Raw genomic sequence first — 15,240 nt, forward strand, 5'->3', positions numbered from 1 at the left:
GGGTTCGTCGAGGGCCTGGGCGACGGCGGGGACGACGGGCACGGGGAGCACGGTGCCGAGGGCGGCGAGGACGTCGAGGGCGCGGGCGCGGGGGTCGCCGTAGCGGTCGGCGCGGGCGGCGCCGGTGGGCGGGAAGCGGGCGACGGCGCAGGGCCAGGAGGCGGGGACGAGTCCGCCGCCGGCCAGGTCGGCGAGGACGGTGACGTCGTCGGGGCACATCTCGGCGGGGCTGAGGAGGACGGTGTCCCGGGGGTGGTGGAGGGTGTCGCGCCAGGTCTCGTCGCTGATGACGTGGAGGCCTTCGGCGACGGCGGCCTCGCAGCTCTCGCGGACGAGTTCGGGCGGGGCGACGGTGGCGGTGGGGTCGTCGGCGACGGACAGCAGCAGGACGCGGGGATCGCCGCCCTCGGCGCGGATCCGGCGGACGGTCTCCAGGAGGGCGTACGGGTCGGGGACGCCGCCCGCCTCGGGGGTGGTGGGCACGTGGTAGGCGGGCCGGCCGAGGAGCCGGATCTGCGGGGTCCACCAGGCGGGGCAGGGGCGGGGCAGCAGCACGTCGCCGCCGTGGGCGGCGAGGAGGGCGAGGAGCAGGGCGGGGGCGCCGGGGGCGACGAGGGCGTCCTCGGCGTGGCCGCGCAGGCCGCGCCGCCACCAGTAGCCGGCGGCGGCCTCGCGCAGGACGGGTCCGCCGCCGGGCGGTTCGGGGTCGGTCCGGCCGGCGGCGGCCGCGGGGAGCGCGGCGAGCGCCGGGGTGCGGGTGCGGCCGCTCTCGGGCGCCGGGGGGCCGTAGCGCACCGGGCCGCGGCCTTCCGGAGCCGTCTCCCGCATGTCCCGTACCTCCTGAGCGCGCGGGGGCGCCGGGCACGGCGTCCCCGTGCCCTTTATAGGCGCTTGTGCCCGCTGTCGCGCTTTTAAGTGACGATGACCGGGTGACGGACCACGGCGTCGAAGAGGTAGCCCTGGGTGTTGTGGACGGCCCGGTCCGGCTGGGTGTTCCCGGCCGCGTCGGTGGTGCGCGTGAGCAGGGTGGCGGGTCCGGGGCGTTCGGGCCGCCAGGGCAGCGACCAGCGGACCCAGGCGCCGCGCCGGGGGCCGTCGTGGAGGCGGGCGGGACGCCAGCTCGCGCCGCCGTCGGTGGAGACGTCGACGGCGCGGACGGGGGCGTACGCGGACCAGGCCCGGCCGGTGAGCCGGTGGACGCGGCCGGACTCCAGGGTGGCGCCGAAGGGGAGCTGGAGGCCGGACTTGAGGGTCTGCCGGGTGATCGGGGCGCTGCCGCCGGGCGGGTGCGCCTCGCCGAGGAGCCGGTACCAGTCGGTGGACCAGGGGCTGGTGAGCGGCCGGGTGGAGACCTCGATGTCGCCGAGCCACTTGATCGAGGCGATGCCGACCCATTTCGGGACGATGAGCCGGACGGGGTGCCCGTGGTCGTACGGGAGCGGCTCGCCGTTCATCTCGTACGCGAGGATCACGTCGTCCAGCGCCTTGGCGACCGGCAGCGGGCGGCGGACCCGGCCGTAGTCGGTGCCGCCGGAGACGTACGGGTCGTCCAGGCCGCGCGGGAGCAGGTCGACGGCGTCGCGGGCGAGTCCGGCGCGGCGCAGCACCTCGGCGAGGCGGACGCCGCGCCAGCGGGCGGCGCCGACGGCACCGAGGGTCCAGGCGGTGCCGGAGACGGCCTGGCCCTGCTGGGTGGTGTAGAGGCTGCGGGCGTTTCCGGCGCATTCGACGAGGGCCGTCCGGGTGACGGAGGGCAGGTCGCGGAGCTGTCCGTAGGTGAAGTGGACGGGGTCGCGGCCGTGCAGTCCGTCGCCCCAGAGGGTGAGCCGCCAGTCCCGCGCGTCGAGGACGGGGGTGGAGGTGTGGTTGCGGACGAAGAAGCGGTCGGCGGGGGTGAGGAAGCCGGTGTCGGCGAAGGCGTCGAAGCGGGCCTCGGCGTTGGTGCCGCGCACGGTGAAGTGCTCGGCGGGCAGCGGCTTGACGATGCCGGGGGCGGTCGGGGCCGCGGGGGTGGCGGAGCCGGCCCGGGCCTCCGCGGCGGCGGCCGGGGCGGCGGCGGCGGGGATCGCGGCGGCGGCCGGGGTGGCGGCGAGGGCCTTCAGGAGCGTTCGGCGGGCGGGCACGGCGGGATGCGGCACGGGACTCCTCGACACGGTCACGGGGTCGGTCCGCCGGACGGCGGCGGGCCGATCGTAGGGGCGCGCGGGGCGTCCGGCCCGGGATCGGGGGCGCCTGTTCACGAGGCTGTCACAGGAGGCGGGGCGTGGGGGCGAGGGGGTGCACGGCGCCGGTCCGACGGGGGCGGGCCCGGTGGCCGGGAGAAGGCGCGGCGGCCCGGTTCCCCCACGGTCCGGGCCGCCCCGCGGTACGCGCCCCCCGTCGCGCGTCCCCCCGCAGGAAAGATATAGAAGTCCTTTCTAGAAACCAACTTCAATCCGCAACCTTTCCGGAACGGCCCGTCGCCACCCTTCCGAACTCCCCTCCGGACACCACCCGTTCAGATGCCGCACCCCACCGCGCGAGTCCATATGACGAGACGCCAGTCTCACTATCCGGCGGAAGCCCCTACGGTGGAGACACGCACCCACACCGAGGGAGTCGGTTCCATGACGCACGCCTCCGAGCGGTCCCAGGCCCACGAGACCGCCGTCTACACCCACGGCCACCACGAGTCGGTCCTCCGCTCGCACACCTGGCGCACCGCCGCCAACTCCGCGGCCTACCTGCTGGACGCGCTGCGCCCCGGACTCGACGTCCTGGACGTCGGCTGCGGTCCCGGCACCATCACCGCCGACCTGGCCGCCCTGGTCGCCCCGGGCCGGGTCGTCGGCGTCGACGCCGCCGAGGACGTGCTGGACAAGGCGCGCGCGACGGCCGCCGAACGGGGCCTGGACGGCGTGGAGTTCCTGGTGGCGGACGTACACGCCCTGGACTTCCCCGACGACTCCTTCGACGTCGTCCACGCCCACCAGGTGCTCCAGCACGTGGGCGACCCGGTCCAGGCGCTGCGCGAGATGCGCCGCGTCTGCCGGCCGGGCGGCGTCGTCGCCGCCCGCGACAGCGACTACGGCGCCTTCACCTGGTACCCCGCGAGCCCCGTGCTGGACGACTGGCTGGACCTGTACCGCCGGGTGGCGCGGGCCAACGGCGGCGAACCGGACGCCGGGCGGCGGCTGTTCGCCTGGGCCCGGCAGGCCGGCTTCACCGACGTCACCGCCACCGCGACCGCCTGGTGCTTCGCCACCCCCGACGAACGGGCCTGGTGGAGCGGCCTGTGGGCGGACCGCACCACGGCCTCGTCCTACGCGGGCCTGGCCGTCGAGGGCGGCCACGCGACCCGCGCCGGACTGGAGGAGATCAGCGCGGCCTGGCGCGCGTGGGGCACCGCGGAGGACGCCTGGTTCATGGTCCCGCACGGCGAGATCCTGTGCCGGGTGTGACCCCGGCGCCCCCTCAGGGCCTCATCCGGAACTCGTAGGCGGCCGGCAGGGGTTCGTCGGTGAGCCGCGCCCACAGCTCGCCGAGGACCTCCGCGCCCTCGCGCAGGTCCGGCACCTCGAAGCCCGCGTCGAAGACGGCGCGGGCCTCGGCCGGGCGCCCCTCGGCGAGCAGGATCCGGGCGTCGAGGAGGCGGAAGGCGCCCCCGGCGCGCACCTCCTCCGGCAGCGCCCGCCACAGGGCGCGGGCCCGGTCGGTGCGGCCGGCCGCGAGCTGGGCCTCGACGGCCTCGCGGGTCAGCGCGGCGGCCGTCGTCACCGCGGCCGGGCCGTCGACGGCCCCGTCCAGTTCCGCGCACGCCTCGGCGAAGCGGTGGGCGGCCCGCTCCGGGTGCCCGTCCTCGCGGTCGGCGACGGCCAGGCAGTAGAGCAGCGGCCAGCGCACCGCCGCCCCGGCCAGGCCCCGCTCCCAGCTCCGTACGGCCTGCGCCCGGTCGCCGGCGTGCCACTGGGCGAGCCCGAGGTGGTACTCGGTGGCCGGGTCGGCCGGGGCCGTCTCCAGCATGTCCCGCCAGGCCGGCGCGGTCTGCGGCGGGAACGGCACGTCGCCCTTGGCGGGCGGCGGCAGGACGCCGGTGCGCAGCAGGTCCCGCCAGGGCCGCTGGTCGGCTCCGAGGGTGGCCTCCGGGAAGGGGGTGCCGGGCAGGGCGAGGCCGGCCCGCAGGACCTCCAGGGCGCCCCAGCCGGAGCCCGCCGCGAGGACCGCGTCCGGCTCCGGGTCGGTGTCGGCGGCCCACTCCCGCCAGTCGGCGAGCGCGGCGTCGACGGCGGTGCGGGGCAGGGCGAGGTCGAGGCTCCGCTCGGCCTCGGCGAGCGCGGCGGCCCCGTCGGTGCCGAGCGCGGCGCCCGGGTCGGCGGCCAGCGGCCCGTACGCCTCCAGCCAGCTCAGCTCCGACTCCGGGACGAGTTCCAGGTGTTCGAGCTGGGTGCGGGCGAGTCCGGCCTGGATCTCGGCGTAGCCGTCGGTGCCCGGCGCGGTGAGCCACTCCTGCCAGCGGCGGCCGCCGGGGCCGGTGCCCCAGACGAAGAGCTTGCGGCCGCGCAGCGCGTCGGTCGAGGTCTGGACGAGACCGGTGCCGTCCTCGTCGAGGGCGGCGATCCAGCGGCGCCGGCCGTCCGGGACGTCGTAGAACCAGTCGGCCGCGTGGGTGCTGCGGCCGGGGCGGGAGCGGTCCGCGCCGTCCTCCCCCGCGGGCACCGGGACCTTGCGCAGGCCGCGCTCGTAGCCGTGGTGCCAGGCGGTGTCGGCGGGGGCGAGGACCCGGCGGCGCTCGGGCACGGCGGTGTTGGACCACCAGTAGACGGGTGCGGGCCGCTCGTGCGGATTGCGGATCCGGACGCCGACGAGGAGGAAGTCGGAGTCCTCGGGCAGCCAGAGGTCGACCTGGAAGGGCAGGTCGCGCAGCCGCTCCCACTCCCAGAGCCGGATCATCGGCGTGCCGTCGGGGGCGGGGACGGTCGCCGCGTGCAGCGGGGCGCAGGAGAGGGTGGTGTGGCCGGTGGCGCCGGTGTTCCACTCGATGCCGCCGGAGAACCAGGCGCCGTTGAGGGCGAAGGCGGCGGGCTGGAACACCGGGTTGCGGTAGACGAGTTCACGGCCGGTGGGCTTGTGGCGCAGCGAGTGGATCCGGCCGCCGAGGCCGGGCAGGACGGTGACCCGCAGCCGGTCGTTCTCCAGGACGAGCGCGTCGAGGGCGGTCTCCGGGCGCTCCCGGCCGTAGCCGTCGCGGACCGGTGCGGGCAGCAGGCTGCGCAGCGGCGCCCGGCCGATGCCGCGGGCCATCTCGCGCGGCAGCGCGGCCAGCTCCTCGGGGCCGAGGGCGTGCGCCGGTCCGGGGGTGCGCAGGGCGGGCAGCGGGTTGTCCGGGCCGAGCGGGGCCGCCGGGAGGGTGAGCACGGCACGTCGTACGGTCGTCATCCGCCCATGGAACACGCCGGGGCCCGCCCTGAACAGACCGCGTGACCTGGGCTTTGTGCGGCGTTTTATTGGCGCGCGCGGCGGCCGGTACCCGGCCTAGGGTGGAGGGTCGTCCGCCGTCGGGGCGGGCACCGGGAGCATCACGGGAGTACGAGAGATGGGCACGCCACACACCTACCGGGTCATCGTGCGGGGCACCTTCGACGGGTTGTCGCCCGAGAGCCGGGAGCGGCTGCTCGCCGAGGTGGAGGAGCACGGCCTGGCGGCCATGCGCTTCACCGAGGAGGGTTCGCTCACCTACGACCGGGCGCTGAAGCACTTCTCGTACCGGCTGGTCGTCACCTCGGACGCCGAGGACGGCGACGAGATGGCCGGGGCGCTCGCCGAGGAGCGGGTGGAGGCGGCGCTGGCCGCCCTCGGACACCGTCACACGCCGCTGAAGTCCACGGTGACCGACCTCGACACGATGAAGATCAACCGCAAGGGTCGGTGATCGCCCAGCGCTCGTGGTCCCGCCACGCCCCGTCGATGAGGAGCATCGCGGGCGAGAAGCCCTCCAGCCGGAAGCCGGCCCGGCGGACCAGGGCGCGCGAAGGGGCGTTGCCGGGCTGGATGTTGGCCTCCAGGCGGTGCAGTCCCATCGGGCCGAAGGCGTGCGCCAGGAGCAGGCCGAGCGCCTCCCCCATCAGGCCGCGCCCGGCGGCGTGCGCGAAGGCGCCGTAGCCGAGGGCCCCGCTGCGGAAGGCGCCGTGCACGATGTTGTTGACGGTGAGGAACCCGGCGAGGGCGCCCGCCCGCTCCCGCTCGCACACGAGGAAGCCGGCCCGGGCCGGCTCCTCGATCAGCGCGCCCGCGTAGGCGGCGTAGTGCTCGGCCGTCCGGGGCGGGAACAGCCACGGCCGGTGCAGCGCGACGCTCTCCTCGGCCCGGGCGGTGAACTCCTCGGCGTCGTCGAGGGTGAAGGGCCGCAGGCCCACGCGGGGCCCGGCCGTGAGGCAGCGGTCGAGAGCGTCGGGCATGGGCCCAGGCTAACGCCGGGCGGGCGGCGGCGGGCGGCGTGCCGGGTACGGCTCCGGTGGCGTCCGGCGCCGCCCCGCCCGCGCTCAGCGGCGGGCGCTCGTCACCCGGACCGGGCAGGGCTCGCCCTTGCGCAGGACGCCGATCACCACCGTGGTGCGGCGGTCGAGGCCGGTGCCCGCGGACGGGTACTGGGTGCAGACCCGCCAGCGCGGGGGCCACAGGACCCGCCGGTCCCGGCCGCTCGCGTCGTGGACGTCCAGCCGGGTGCGGTGGTCCAGACGGGTGAAGACCCGCCACAGCCCGCCGCCCCGGAAGTCCGGCATCGGGGGCCACGCGCCGGCCTCCGCCCGCCGGGCCCGGCGGGTGTCGGGGTCACCGGACGCGCCGGCCGCCGCGGCGGTAAGGGCCAGCGCCGCGCCCGCCCCGATCAGGGTCCCGCGCTTCACCGGCTCCTCCTCGGGCCCCTCCGGGCCGCGTACCAGCCGCAGAGCCCGCCCAGCAGGGCGGTGGCGAGGAGGGCCAGGTAGAGCGGCATCGTCACCTCGGGGATCAGCAGCCGGATCTTGACCTCGCGGGTGTTCTCGAAGATGAAGACGAGCAGGAGGACCGCGACGACCGCCATCCCGATCCGTCCGGGGGTGATGGCGCCGAACCTGTCACCCCGTTTCGTACCCACCGTGTCCTTGGGACTCATGCCCGCCCTTTCCTCCGTCGTCCGTCACGGGCGTACCCGTGGGACCAGAATGGGGGGACCGGCACGTCGACGGGGCGGTGGACGGCTCCGTCCGGGTGACTTGTCAGACAACCCGGGGCGGCTACGGTGGTGGCCGGACGAGCGGTCGGGACGGGAAGAGGAGGGGCCTTGACGGTCAGCGGGCACCGGCGGCGACCGGTCGTGGCGCTCTACGAGCGGATCGCGGACGCCGTCCACGACGGCACCTACCCGCCCGGCTCCACGCTCCCCTCCGAGCCGAAGCTCGCCGCCGAGCTGGGCGTGAGCCGGCCCGCCCTGCGCGAGGCGCTGCTGCTCCTCCAGGAGGACGGGCTGCTGACCGTGCGGCGCGGGGTGGGGCGGACCGTGAACGCGCGCCCGCCGCGCCGCGGCTTCGAGCACGTGCAGCCGCTGGAGGAGCTGATCGGCGGCGGCACCGGCCCCCGCGTGCGGGCCCTGCTGCGCACCCTGGAGGAGCCCACCGACTTCACCACCCAGCACCTGCTGGCGCCCGCCCGCGCCGAGCTGCGGTTCTGGGAGTCGGTGCTGGTCGGCGAGGCCGGACCGGCCGCGCTCTGCCACGAGTGGGCGGCACCGGACGAGGTCCTGGACCGCGTCCACCCGGCCTTCGCCGCCGCGCTGCGGGCGGGCGCGTCCGCACCTTCGGACGGCCCCGCCGCCTCGATGCTCTCGGTCCTGCTCGACGCCTCCCGCGAGCTCGCCCTGCACGCCCACAGCGGGATCACCGCCACCCTCCTCGGACGGCGCCGCGGCGAGCAGCTGGGCCGCCCCGCGGACACCCCGGCGGTCCTGGTCACCCAGGTCGTCCGGGTCGGGGACAGCCCCGTCCTGGCCGCCAAGCACATGCTCCCGACCGGCGCGCCCGCCCTGCCGGTCCTCCAGTCCCACTGAGCCCGCTCCCCCGGCGCCCCGCACCCCCGGCCGGCGGGCGGCGCGGGGGCCGGGCCCGGCCCCCGGAGTCGTACGGAATCGTTCTTCCGGCTTCCGTGCGTCCGCCGGGCGGCCGATGACGTACACTTCCCGGCCATGCACTTGTCTGACAACCCCGCAGCGCCCTCCCCGTCTCCCCGGGCCGCCGTCTCCGACTGGATCCGCCGCGCCCCGAAGGCCGTCCTCCACGACCACCTCGACGGCGGGCTGCGCCCGGCCACCATCGTCGAGCTGGCCCGGGAGTGCGGCTACACCGCGCTGCCGACCGAGGACCCGGCCGAGCTCGCGGTCTGGTTCCGGGACGCCGCCGACTCCGGCTCCCTGGAGCGCTACCTGGAGACCTTCGCCCACACCTGCGCGGTCATGCAGACCCGCGAGGCGCTGGTCCGGATCGCGGCCGAGTGCGCCGAGGACCTGGCGGCGGACGGGGTCGTCTACGCCGAGGTGCGGTACGCCCCCGAGCAGCACCTGGAGGCCGGACTGAGCCTCGACGAGGTCGTCGAGGCCGTCAACGACGGCTTCCGCGAGGGCGAGCGCCGGGCCGGCGGCCGGATCACCGTCCGCGCGCTGCTCACCGGCATGCGGCACACCGACCGCTCGCTGGAGATCGCGGAGCTGACCGTCGCGCACCGCGACAACGGCGTCGCGGGCTTCGACATCGCCGGCGGCGAGATCGGCAACCCGCCCGCCCGCCACCTGCCCGCCTTCCAGCACCTCAAGCGGGAGAACTGCCACTTCACCATCCACGCGGGCGAGGCCGTCGGCGCCGAGTCCATCCACGAGGCGGTGCAGGTCTGCGGCACCGAGCGGATCGGACACGGCGTGCGGATCACCGACGACATCGCCGAGGACGGCACGCTGGGCCGGCTCGCCGCGTACGTCCGCGACAACCGGATCGCCCTGGAGGTCTGCCCCACCTCCAACCTCCAGACCGGCGCGGCCAAGGACTACGGCTCGCACCCGATCGACGAGCTGCGCCGCCTCGGCTTCCGCGTCACCCTCAACACCGACAACCGCCTGGTCTCCGGCACCACCATGAGCGAGGAGTTCCAGCACATGGCGGACGCCTTCGGGTACGGCCCCGAGGTCTTCGAGGAGTTCACGGTCGCCGCCCTGGAGGCCGCCTTCCTGCCGCTGCCGGAGCGTCTGCGGCTCGTCGAGGACGTCGTGCGCCCCGGGTACGCGGCGCTCTGACCTGCCGGGGAGGGAGGGCGACGGGCGTCGCCCTCCCGATGGAAGAATGGCCGCCATGACAGCTGCTGAGGAGTTCAAGCCCGAGTCGGAGCGGATCACGCGCACCCTGCGCGACCAGATCATCGACGGGACCCGGGCCCCCGGCAGCCGGCTGGTGGAGCGGGAGATCGCGGCCGAACTCGACGTGAGCCGGCTGCCGGTCCGCGACGCGCTGCGGGACCTGGTCAACGAGGGGCTCGTGACGCCCCGGCCGCGCACCTGGGCGGTGGTCAGGGAGTTCACCGCCTCGGACATCGCCGACCTCATCGAGGTCCGGTCCGCCCTGGAGATCCTGGCCTTCCGCCTCGCGGCCCAGCGCCGCACCCGCGCGGGCCTCACCAAGCTGCGCGGCGACCTCGACGCCGAACAGGCGGCGGCGCGGCGCGGCGACGGGGCCGAGGCGCGCCGGGCGGCGGCCGACTTCCACGAGACGGTCACCGAACTCGCCGACAACGCCCTGCTGACCGAGCTGGAGGGCACGCTGCGGAGCCGGATGCGCTGGCTGCTCGGCCAGCACGACGACTTCACGGTGGTGGCCGAGGAGCACGAGGAGCTGTTCCGGCGGATCGAGGCGCGGGACGTGGAGGGCGTCGAGGAGCTGGCGCTGCGTCACCTGGAGACGAGCCAGAGCAAGGCGACCGAGCACCAGCGGAGGCTGGCGGCGGAGTAGCCTCCGGGCCCCGGTCCGGGGTCGGAGGTGGCGGGGTCCGCCGGGCCTGGCGTGCCCGCCGGGCCGGGGGTGGCGGTGTCCGCCGGGCCTCGTGCGTCGATGGCCGCCGGGCCTGGTGCGGTGGTGTCCGCCGGGCCGGGGGTGGTGGTGTCCGCCGGGCCCGCCTTCACGTGCCCGGCGGTGGCCGCGACCACCGGCCGGTATACCGAATGATCGAGGAGTCCCGGTCCGACGACCGGGACTCCTCGCGCGTTCCCCCGCGCGGGGTCACTCCCCGACGTAGACGACGCCGCCGGGGACGTCGGCGCGGATCTCCGTGCCGACCCGGCGCTCCATCAGGTCGTCCAGGCGCTCCAGCGGGCCGATGAGGGTGCGGCCGCCGGCCCGGGCGACCCGGATCGCGGCGTCGACCTTGGGCTTCATCGAGCCCTCGGCGAAGGCGAGTTCGGCCAGGCCCTCGGGCGAGGCGGTGAGGATGTCCCGCTGCTCGGGCGTGCCCCAGTCCTGGCTGACGAAGTCGCCGTCGGTCAGCATGATCAGCATGTCGGCGTTCAGGTCGGCGGCGAGGGCGGCGCTGGCCGCGTCCTTGTCGACGACCGCCTGCATGCCGATCTGGCGGCCCTTGGAGTCGGTGCGGACCGGCACGCCGCCGCCGCCGACGCAGACGACGAGGGTGCCGTTGTCGAGCAGGGTGGAGACCAGCGGGGCCTGCATGATGCGCAGCGGCTCGGGGGACGGCACCACGCGGCGGAAGGCGCCGCCGTCGCGGGCGATGGTCCACCGGTACTCGGCGGCGGCCTCGGCGGCGTCCTGCGCCGAGTAGGTCGGGCCGATCAGCTTGGTCGGGCGCTCGAAGGCCGGGTCCGCCTCGTCGACCTCGGTGGTGGTGAGGACCGCGGCGACCTCGCGCTCGCCGGCCAGCGCGTTGGACAGCTCCTGCTGGATGACGTAGCCGATCATGCCCTGGGTCTCGGCGCCGAGGATGTCCAGCGGGTAGGCCGCGACGTCCTGGTAGGCCAGGTTCTGCAGGGCGAGGAGGCCTACCTGCGGGCCGTTGCCGTGGGTGATGACGACCTCGTGCTCGCGGGCCAGCCCGGCCAGGGCCTGGCAGGCGCCCCGGACGTTGGCGCGCAGCCGGTCGGCGGTCATCGGCTCCCCGCGGCGGGCGAGGGCGTTTCCTCCGAGTGCGACGACGATGCGCATGCGTTTTCCCCTGTGACTCAAGTGTTCGCTTATGGGACTCGGAATGGTATACCAATACGGGTGGCACGAAAGGGCGCCACCGCCGCAGGCCGCCGGGACACCGGCCCCAGGACGAGGAGGACGGGATGGAGGACCACGGCGACACCGTGACCGTCCCGGTCCTCTCCGGCGACGCCCGTCTGCTCGACCTGCTGGAACCCTTGCGCGGCAAGGGATCCGTCCATTCGGTCTTCGCCCGCGTGGTGAACCTGCTGACCCCCGACGGCACCCTGATCGCCCTCGCCGCCCGCGGTTCCGGCGACGCGCCGCGCACCCTGACCGCCGACGTCAGCGACTGGTCGGCATACCACCTGAGCGCCGGCCTGGGTGTGACGTTCGCGACCGGGAACGTCTCCGTCGACGGCCGGCGCCTCCGTCTGGCCACCGTCGGCGCCCGCGCCTGGCGTCCGGCCGCCCCCTCCCTCGCCGCGCCCCCGCCGGGCGTCGTCGCCGCCGCGGCCGACGCGCTGGACCGGATCTGCCGCGCGCACGGCCCGCTCGGCGGCATGCTCGGCGCCGCGCCCGGCGCGGGCCCCATGGAGCGGGCCGTCGTCGACGCCCTGCACGCGGGCCGGACCACGCTCCTCGACGCCGTACGGGACGGGGGCGCCGCACCGGTCCGGCTCGGCGTCCTCGCCCTGCTCGGCCTCGGCCCCGGCCTCACCCCGGCCGGCGACGACTTCCTCACCGGTCTCGCCCTCGTCGCGGCCCTGCCCGGCAGCCGGCTCGCCGCGCTCCGGCCGCCGCTGCGCGAGGTCCTCGCCGCCCACGGCCGGCGGACCACCGCGCTCTCCCTCGCCACCCTCCACGAGGCCGCCGAGGGCCGGGTCCGCTCCGAACTCCTCGCCCTGGTCGCCCTGCTGGCGACCGGGGACCCCGGTGCGGCCCTCCACGCTTCCGTCCGCAAGGTGCTGGCCATCGGCCACAGCTCGGGCGGCGACACATTGTCCGGCCTGGTGGCCGGGCTCCATCTGGAAGAAGAACTGCGAGGTTCGCTGTGAGTACCACCACAGCCGTCGTACGGAAGAACACGTACTACGACTCCGTGTCCCTGATGTCCGTCTCGACCAAGGCCAACGCCCTGGACGGGGTGGAGCAGGCGTTCACCGCCATGGGCACCGAGATGAACAAGGGGGTCCTGGAGAACCTGGGGCTGCTCACGGAGGAACTGCGGGCCGCCGAGAGCGGCGACCTCATGATCGTGCTGGTCGCCGAGGACGGCGCCGACACCGGGGCGCTGCTCTCCGGGGTCGAGGACCTCCTCACCCGCAAGGCCCCCGCCTCCGCCGCCGGCGGCGAGGTCACCTACCGGACCATCGCCTCGGCCGCCGCCGGCATCGAGGGCGCCAACCTCGCCGTGATCGCCGTCAACGGCGCCTACGCCGCCCGCGAGGCACGCAAGGCCCTCGAAAGCGGCCTGCACGTGATGATGTTCAGCGACAACGTCACCGTCGAGGACGAGATCGCGCTCAAGAACCTCGCCCACTCCAAGGGCCTGTTCATGATGGGCCCGGACTGCGGCACCGCGATCGTCAACAACGTCGCGCTCTGCTTCGGCAACAAGGTCCGCCCCGGCTCCATCGGCGTCGTCGCCGCCTCCGGCACCGGCTCGCAGGAGGTCTCCGTCCGCGTCCACGCGCTCGGCGGCGGCATCTCCCAGCTCATCGGCACCGGCGGCCGCGACCTCTCCGAGCGGGTCGGCGGCATCATGATGGTCGACGGCATCCGCGCGCTGGCCGCCGACCCCGCCACCGACGTCATCGTCCTGGTCTCCAAGCCGCCGGCCCCGTCCGTGGAGAAGAAGGTCCTCGCCGAGGTCGCCGCCGCCGGCAAGCCCGTCGTCGTCTGGTTCATCGACGGCTCCGAGGAGGCGGTCACCGCCGCCGGCGGCCACTTCGCGTCCGGCAGCCTCCAGGCCGCGCGCACCGCCGTCGGCCTCGCCGGCCTCGCGCCCGCAGCCGCCGGGGAGTTCGACGCCGAGGCCGCCGCGGCCCAGGTCGCCGCCCGTCTCGCCGACGGCCAGAAGTACGTCCGCGGCCTGTTCTGCGGCGGCACCCTCTGCGACGAGACCATGTACGCCGTCCGCGACGCCGGGCTCGACGTCTGGTCCAACATCCAGAAGGACCCGGCCTTCCGCCTCCCGGCCGGCTCCGCCTCCCGCGGCCACACCTTCCTCGACTTCGGCGACGACGACTTCACCAACGGCCGCCCCCACCCGATGATCGACCCGGCGCTGCGCATCGAGCGGATCGTCGAGGAGGCCAAGGACCCCGAGGTCGCCGCGCTCGTCCTGGACTTCGTCCTCGGCTTCGGCTCCCACGAGGACCCCGTCGGCACCACCCTCCCCGCGATCGAGGAGGCGCTGCGCCTCGCGCGCGACGCCGGCCGCCACCTGGAGATCGTCGCGTACGTCCTCGGCACCGACCTGGACACCCCGTCGGTCGCCGCCCAGTCCGACGCCCTGCGCGCCGCCGGCGTCACCGTCACCCTCAGCTCCACCGAGACGGGCCAGTTCGCCCGCGCGATCGCGAAGAAGGCACAGGCATGACCACCGAGCACACCGAACCGACTCCCGCCGCCGCCCTGTTCGGCGGCGAGCTGAGCGTCGTCAACGTCGGACTCGCGATGTTCGACGCGGACCTGCGCGCCCAGGACGCCCGGGTCTCCACCCTCGACTGGACCCCGCCCGGCGGCGGCAACGCCGACGCCGCCCGCGCCCTCGACGCCCTGGAGCGCGCCGACATCGCCGCGCGGATCGACGCCGCCAACGCCGAGGCCGTCGAGCGGATCCTGGCCGCCCGCCCCCTGCTGGTCGGCTTCGGCCGCGCCCTGGACGTCGTCCCCGGCATGACCCCGACCACCATCCTGCACGCGGGCCCGCCCATCGCCTGGGCGGACATGAACGGCCCGATGAAGGGCGCCGTCACCGGCGCGCTCGTCTTCGAGGGCCTGGCGAAGGACCTGGACGAGGCCGCCGAGGTCGCCGCCTCCGGCCGGATCACCTTCAAGCCCTGCCACGAGGCGGACTCCGTCGGCTCGATGGCCGGCGTCACCTCCGCCTCCATGTACGTGCACATCGTCCGCAACGAGACGCACGGCAACACCGCCTTCACCAACCTGTCCGAGCAGATGGCGAAGATCCTGCGGATGGGCGCCAACGACCGGAGCGTCATCGACCGCCTGGTCTGGATGCGGGACGTCTTCGGCCCGATGCTCAAGGAGGCCGTCGAGTTCACCGGCCCCATCGACCTGCGCCTGCTGCTCTCCCAGGCCCTCCACATGGGCGACGAGTGCCACAACCGCAACGGCGCCGGCACCCTGCTGCTCTTCCAGGCCCTCGCCCCCGGCCTGCTCCGGTCGTCCTTCACGATCGAGCAGAAGAAGGAGGTCTTCGACTTCGTCGCGTCCTCCGACTACTTCTCCGGCCCGACCTGGATGGCGATGGCCAAGGCCGCGCTCGACGCCGCCGACGGCGTGGAGAACTCCACGATCGTCACCACCATGGCCCGCAACGGCGTCGAGTTCGGCATCCGCGTCGCCGGTCTGCCCGGCCGGTGGTTCACCGGCCCGGCCCAGCAGGTCATCGGCCCGATGTTCGCCGGCTACAGGCCCGAGGACTCCGGCCTCGACATCGGCGACAGCGCCATCACCGAGACCTACGGCTTCGGCGGCTTCGCCATGTCGGCGGCGCCCGCCATCGTCGCCCTGGTCGGCGGCACCGTGGCCGAGGCCATGGGCTACACCCGGGACATGGGCGAGATCACCACCGCCCAGAACTCCAACGTGACCATCCCCGCCCTCGACTTCCAGGGCATCCCGACCGGCATCGACGTCCGCAAGGTCGTCGACACCGGCATCCTGCCGGTCATCAACACGGCGATCGCCCACAAGGAAGCGGGCATCGGGATGATCGGCGCCGGCATCACCCACCCGCCCGCCGAGGCGTTCACCAAGGCAGCCGCCGCCCTCGCCGACGCCCTCGCCTGATCCGCGAGGG

Annotated in this window: 15 protein-coding genes; 8 read left to right on the top strand and 7 right to left on the bottom strand. The window is 75.3% G+C overall.

The genetic code is table 11. The annotated features are described in order from the left end of the window. Positions 1–828: aminotransferase class I/II-fold pyridoxal phosphate-dependent enzyme (locus IE321_RS07800; RefSeq protein WP_190222264.1), on the bottom strand; the 828-nt coding region annotated here is incomplete at its 3' end. An 83-nt stretch (positions 829–911) separates the two neighbouring features. After that, positions 912–2,138 (bottom strand): sulfite oxidase, encoded by a 1,227-nt coding sequence (locus IE321_RS07805; protein ID WP_190222265.1) that lies wholly within the window; start codon positions 2,136–2,138, stop codon positions 912–914. A gap of 468 nt (positions 2,139–2,606) precedes the next feature. On the opposite strand from IE321_RS07805, the gene IE321_RS07810 reads away from it, so the two are divergent. After that, positions 2,607–3,440 carry a methyltransferase domain-containing protein gene (locus tag IE321_RS07810; RefSeq protein ID WP_190222266.1) on the top strand — a complete coding sequence of 278 codons (834 nt, stop codon included), beginning with the start codon at positions 2,607–2,609 and terminating at the stop codon, positions 3,438–3,440. Positions 3,441–3,453: 13 nt separating this feature from the next. Here IE321_RS07810 and IE321_RS07815 read toward each other — a convergent pair whose 3' ends face one another. Continuing rightward, entirely contained in the window at positions 3,454–5,415 is a 1,962-nt protein-coding gene (locus IE321_RS07815; protein ID WP_190222267.1) for a DUF5107 domain-containing protein, read from the bottom strand. 157 nt (positions 5,416–5,572) lie between these two features. On the opposite strand from IE321_RS07815, the gene IE321_RS07820 reads away from it, so the two are divergent. Further along, positions 5,573–5,908, top strand: a complete 336-nt coding sequence (locus tag IE321_RS07820; protein WP_043224071.1) for a DUF6204 family protein — start codon at positions 5,573–5,575, stop codon at positions 5,906–5,908. Here the strand turns inward: IE321_RS07820 and IE321_RS07825 are convergent. The 3 genes from IE321_RS07825 to IE321_RS07835 form a co-directional block, all read right to left on the bottom strand. Beyond that, the gene (locus IE321_RS07825; protein WP_043224070.1) at positions 5,889–6,434 is read right to left on the bottom strand and encodes a GNAT family N-acetyltransferase; all 546 of its coding nucleotides are present in this window, start codon (positions 6,432–6,434) and stop codon (positions 5,889–5,891) included. The two genes, IE321_RS07820 and IE321_RS07825, sit on opposite strands and share 20 nt — an antisense overlap. Before the next feature lie 84 nt (positions 6,435–6,518). Further along, positions 6,519–6,881, bottom strand: a complete 363-nt coding sequence (locus IE321_RS07830; protein WP_190222268.1) for a hypothetical protein — start codon at positions 6,879–6,881, stop codon at positions 6,519–6,521. Continuing rightward, a complete protein-coding gene (locus IE321_RS07835) occupies positions 6,878–7,129 on the bottom strand; it encodes a LapA family protein (protein WP_190222269.1) in 252 nt (83 codons plus the stop codon). Before IE321_RS07835 ends, IE321_RS07830 begins: the two co-directional genes overlap by 4 nt. 168 nt (positions 7,130–7,297) lie before the next feature. Between IE321_RS07835 and IE321_RS07840 the strand changes: the two genes are divergently transcribed. The 3 genes from IE321_RS07840 (at position 7,298) to IE321_RS07850 (ending at position 10,001) form a co-directional block, all read left to right on the top strand. After that, positions 7,298–8,059 carry a GntR family transcriptional regulator gene (locus IE321_RS07840; RefSeq protein WP_190222270.1) on the top strand — a complete coding sequence of 254 codons (762 nt, stop codon included), beginning with the start codon at positions 7,298–7,300 and terminating at the stop codon, positions 8,057–8,059. A 135-nt stretch (positions 8,060–8,194) separates the two neighbouring features. After that, complete coding sequence (locus IE321_RS07845; protein ID WP_190222271.1) at positions 8,195–9,292, top strand: adenosine deaminase; 1,098 nt, start codon at positions 8,195–8,197, stop codon at positions 9,290–9,292. A 55-nt stretch (positions 9,293–9,347) separates the two neighbouring features. Next, the gene (locus tag IE321_RS07850; RefSeq protein ID WP_043224120.1) at positions 9,348–10,001 is read left to right on the top strand and encodes a GntR family transcriptional regulator; all 654 of its coding nucleotides are present in this window, start codon (positions 9,348–9,350) and stop codon (positions 9,999–10,001) included. 267 nt (positions 10,002–10,268) lie between these two features. Here the strand turns inward: IE321_RS07850 and IE321_RS07855 are convergent, their stop codons facing one another. Further along, entirely contained in the window at positions 10,269–11,204 is a 936-nt protein-coding gene (locus IE321_RS07855) for a carbamate kinase (RefSeq protein ID WP_043224063.1), read from the bottom strand. A 125-nt stretch (positions 11,205–11,329) separates the two neighbouring features. Here IE321_RS07855 and IE321_RS07860 point away from each other — a divergent pair, with 125 nt between their 5' ends. The 3 genes from IE321_RS07860 to IE321_RS07870 are packed head-to-tail and all read left to right on the top strand — an operon-like array spanning position 11,330 to position 15,230. Then, positions 11,330–12,244: an oxamate carbamoyltransferase subunit AllH family protein gene (locus IE321_RS07860; protein WP_190222272.1), complete on the top strand. Its 915-nt coding sequence runs from the start codon at positions 11,330–11,332 to the stop codon at positions 12,242–12,244. Then, entirely contained in the window at positions 12,241–13,791 is a 1,551-nt protein-coding gene (gene fdrA, locus IE321_RS07865; protein ID WP_226652789.1) for an acyl-CoA synthetase FdrA, read from the top strand. Before IE321_RS07860 ends, fdrA begins: the two co-directional genes overlap by 4 nt. Next, positions 13,788–15,230 (top strand): YlbE family protein, encoded by a 1,443-nt coding sequence (locus IE321_RS07870; protein ID WP_190222273.1) that lies wholly within the window; start codon positions 13,788–13,790, stop codon positions 15,228–15,230. Before fdrA ends, IE321_RS07870 begins: the two co-directional genes overlap by 4 nt. Positions 15,231–15,240: the final 10 nt, after the last annotated feature.

Source organism: Streptomyces hydrogenans (assembly GCF_014656075.1).
Classification (GTDB): Bacteria; Actinomycetota; Actinomycetes; order Streptomycetales; family Streptomycetaceae; genus Streptomyces; species Streptomyces hydrogenans.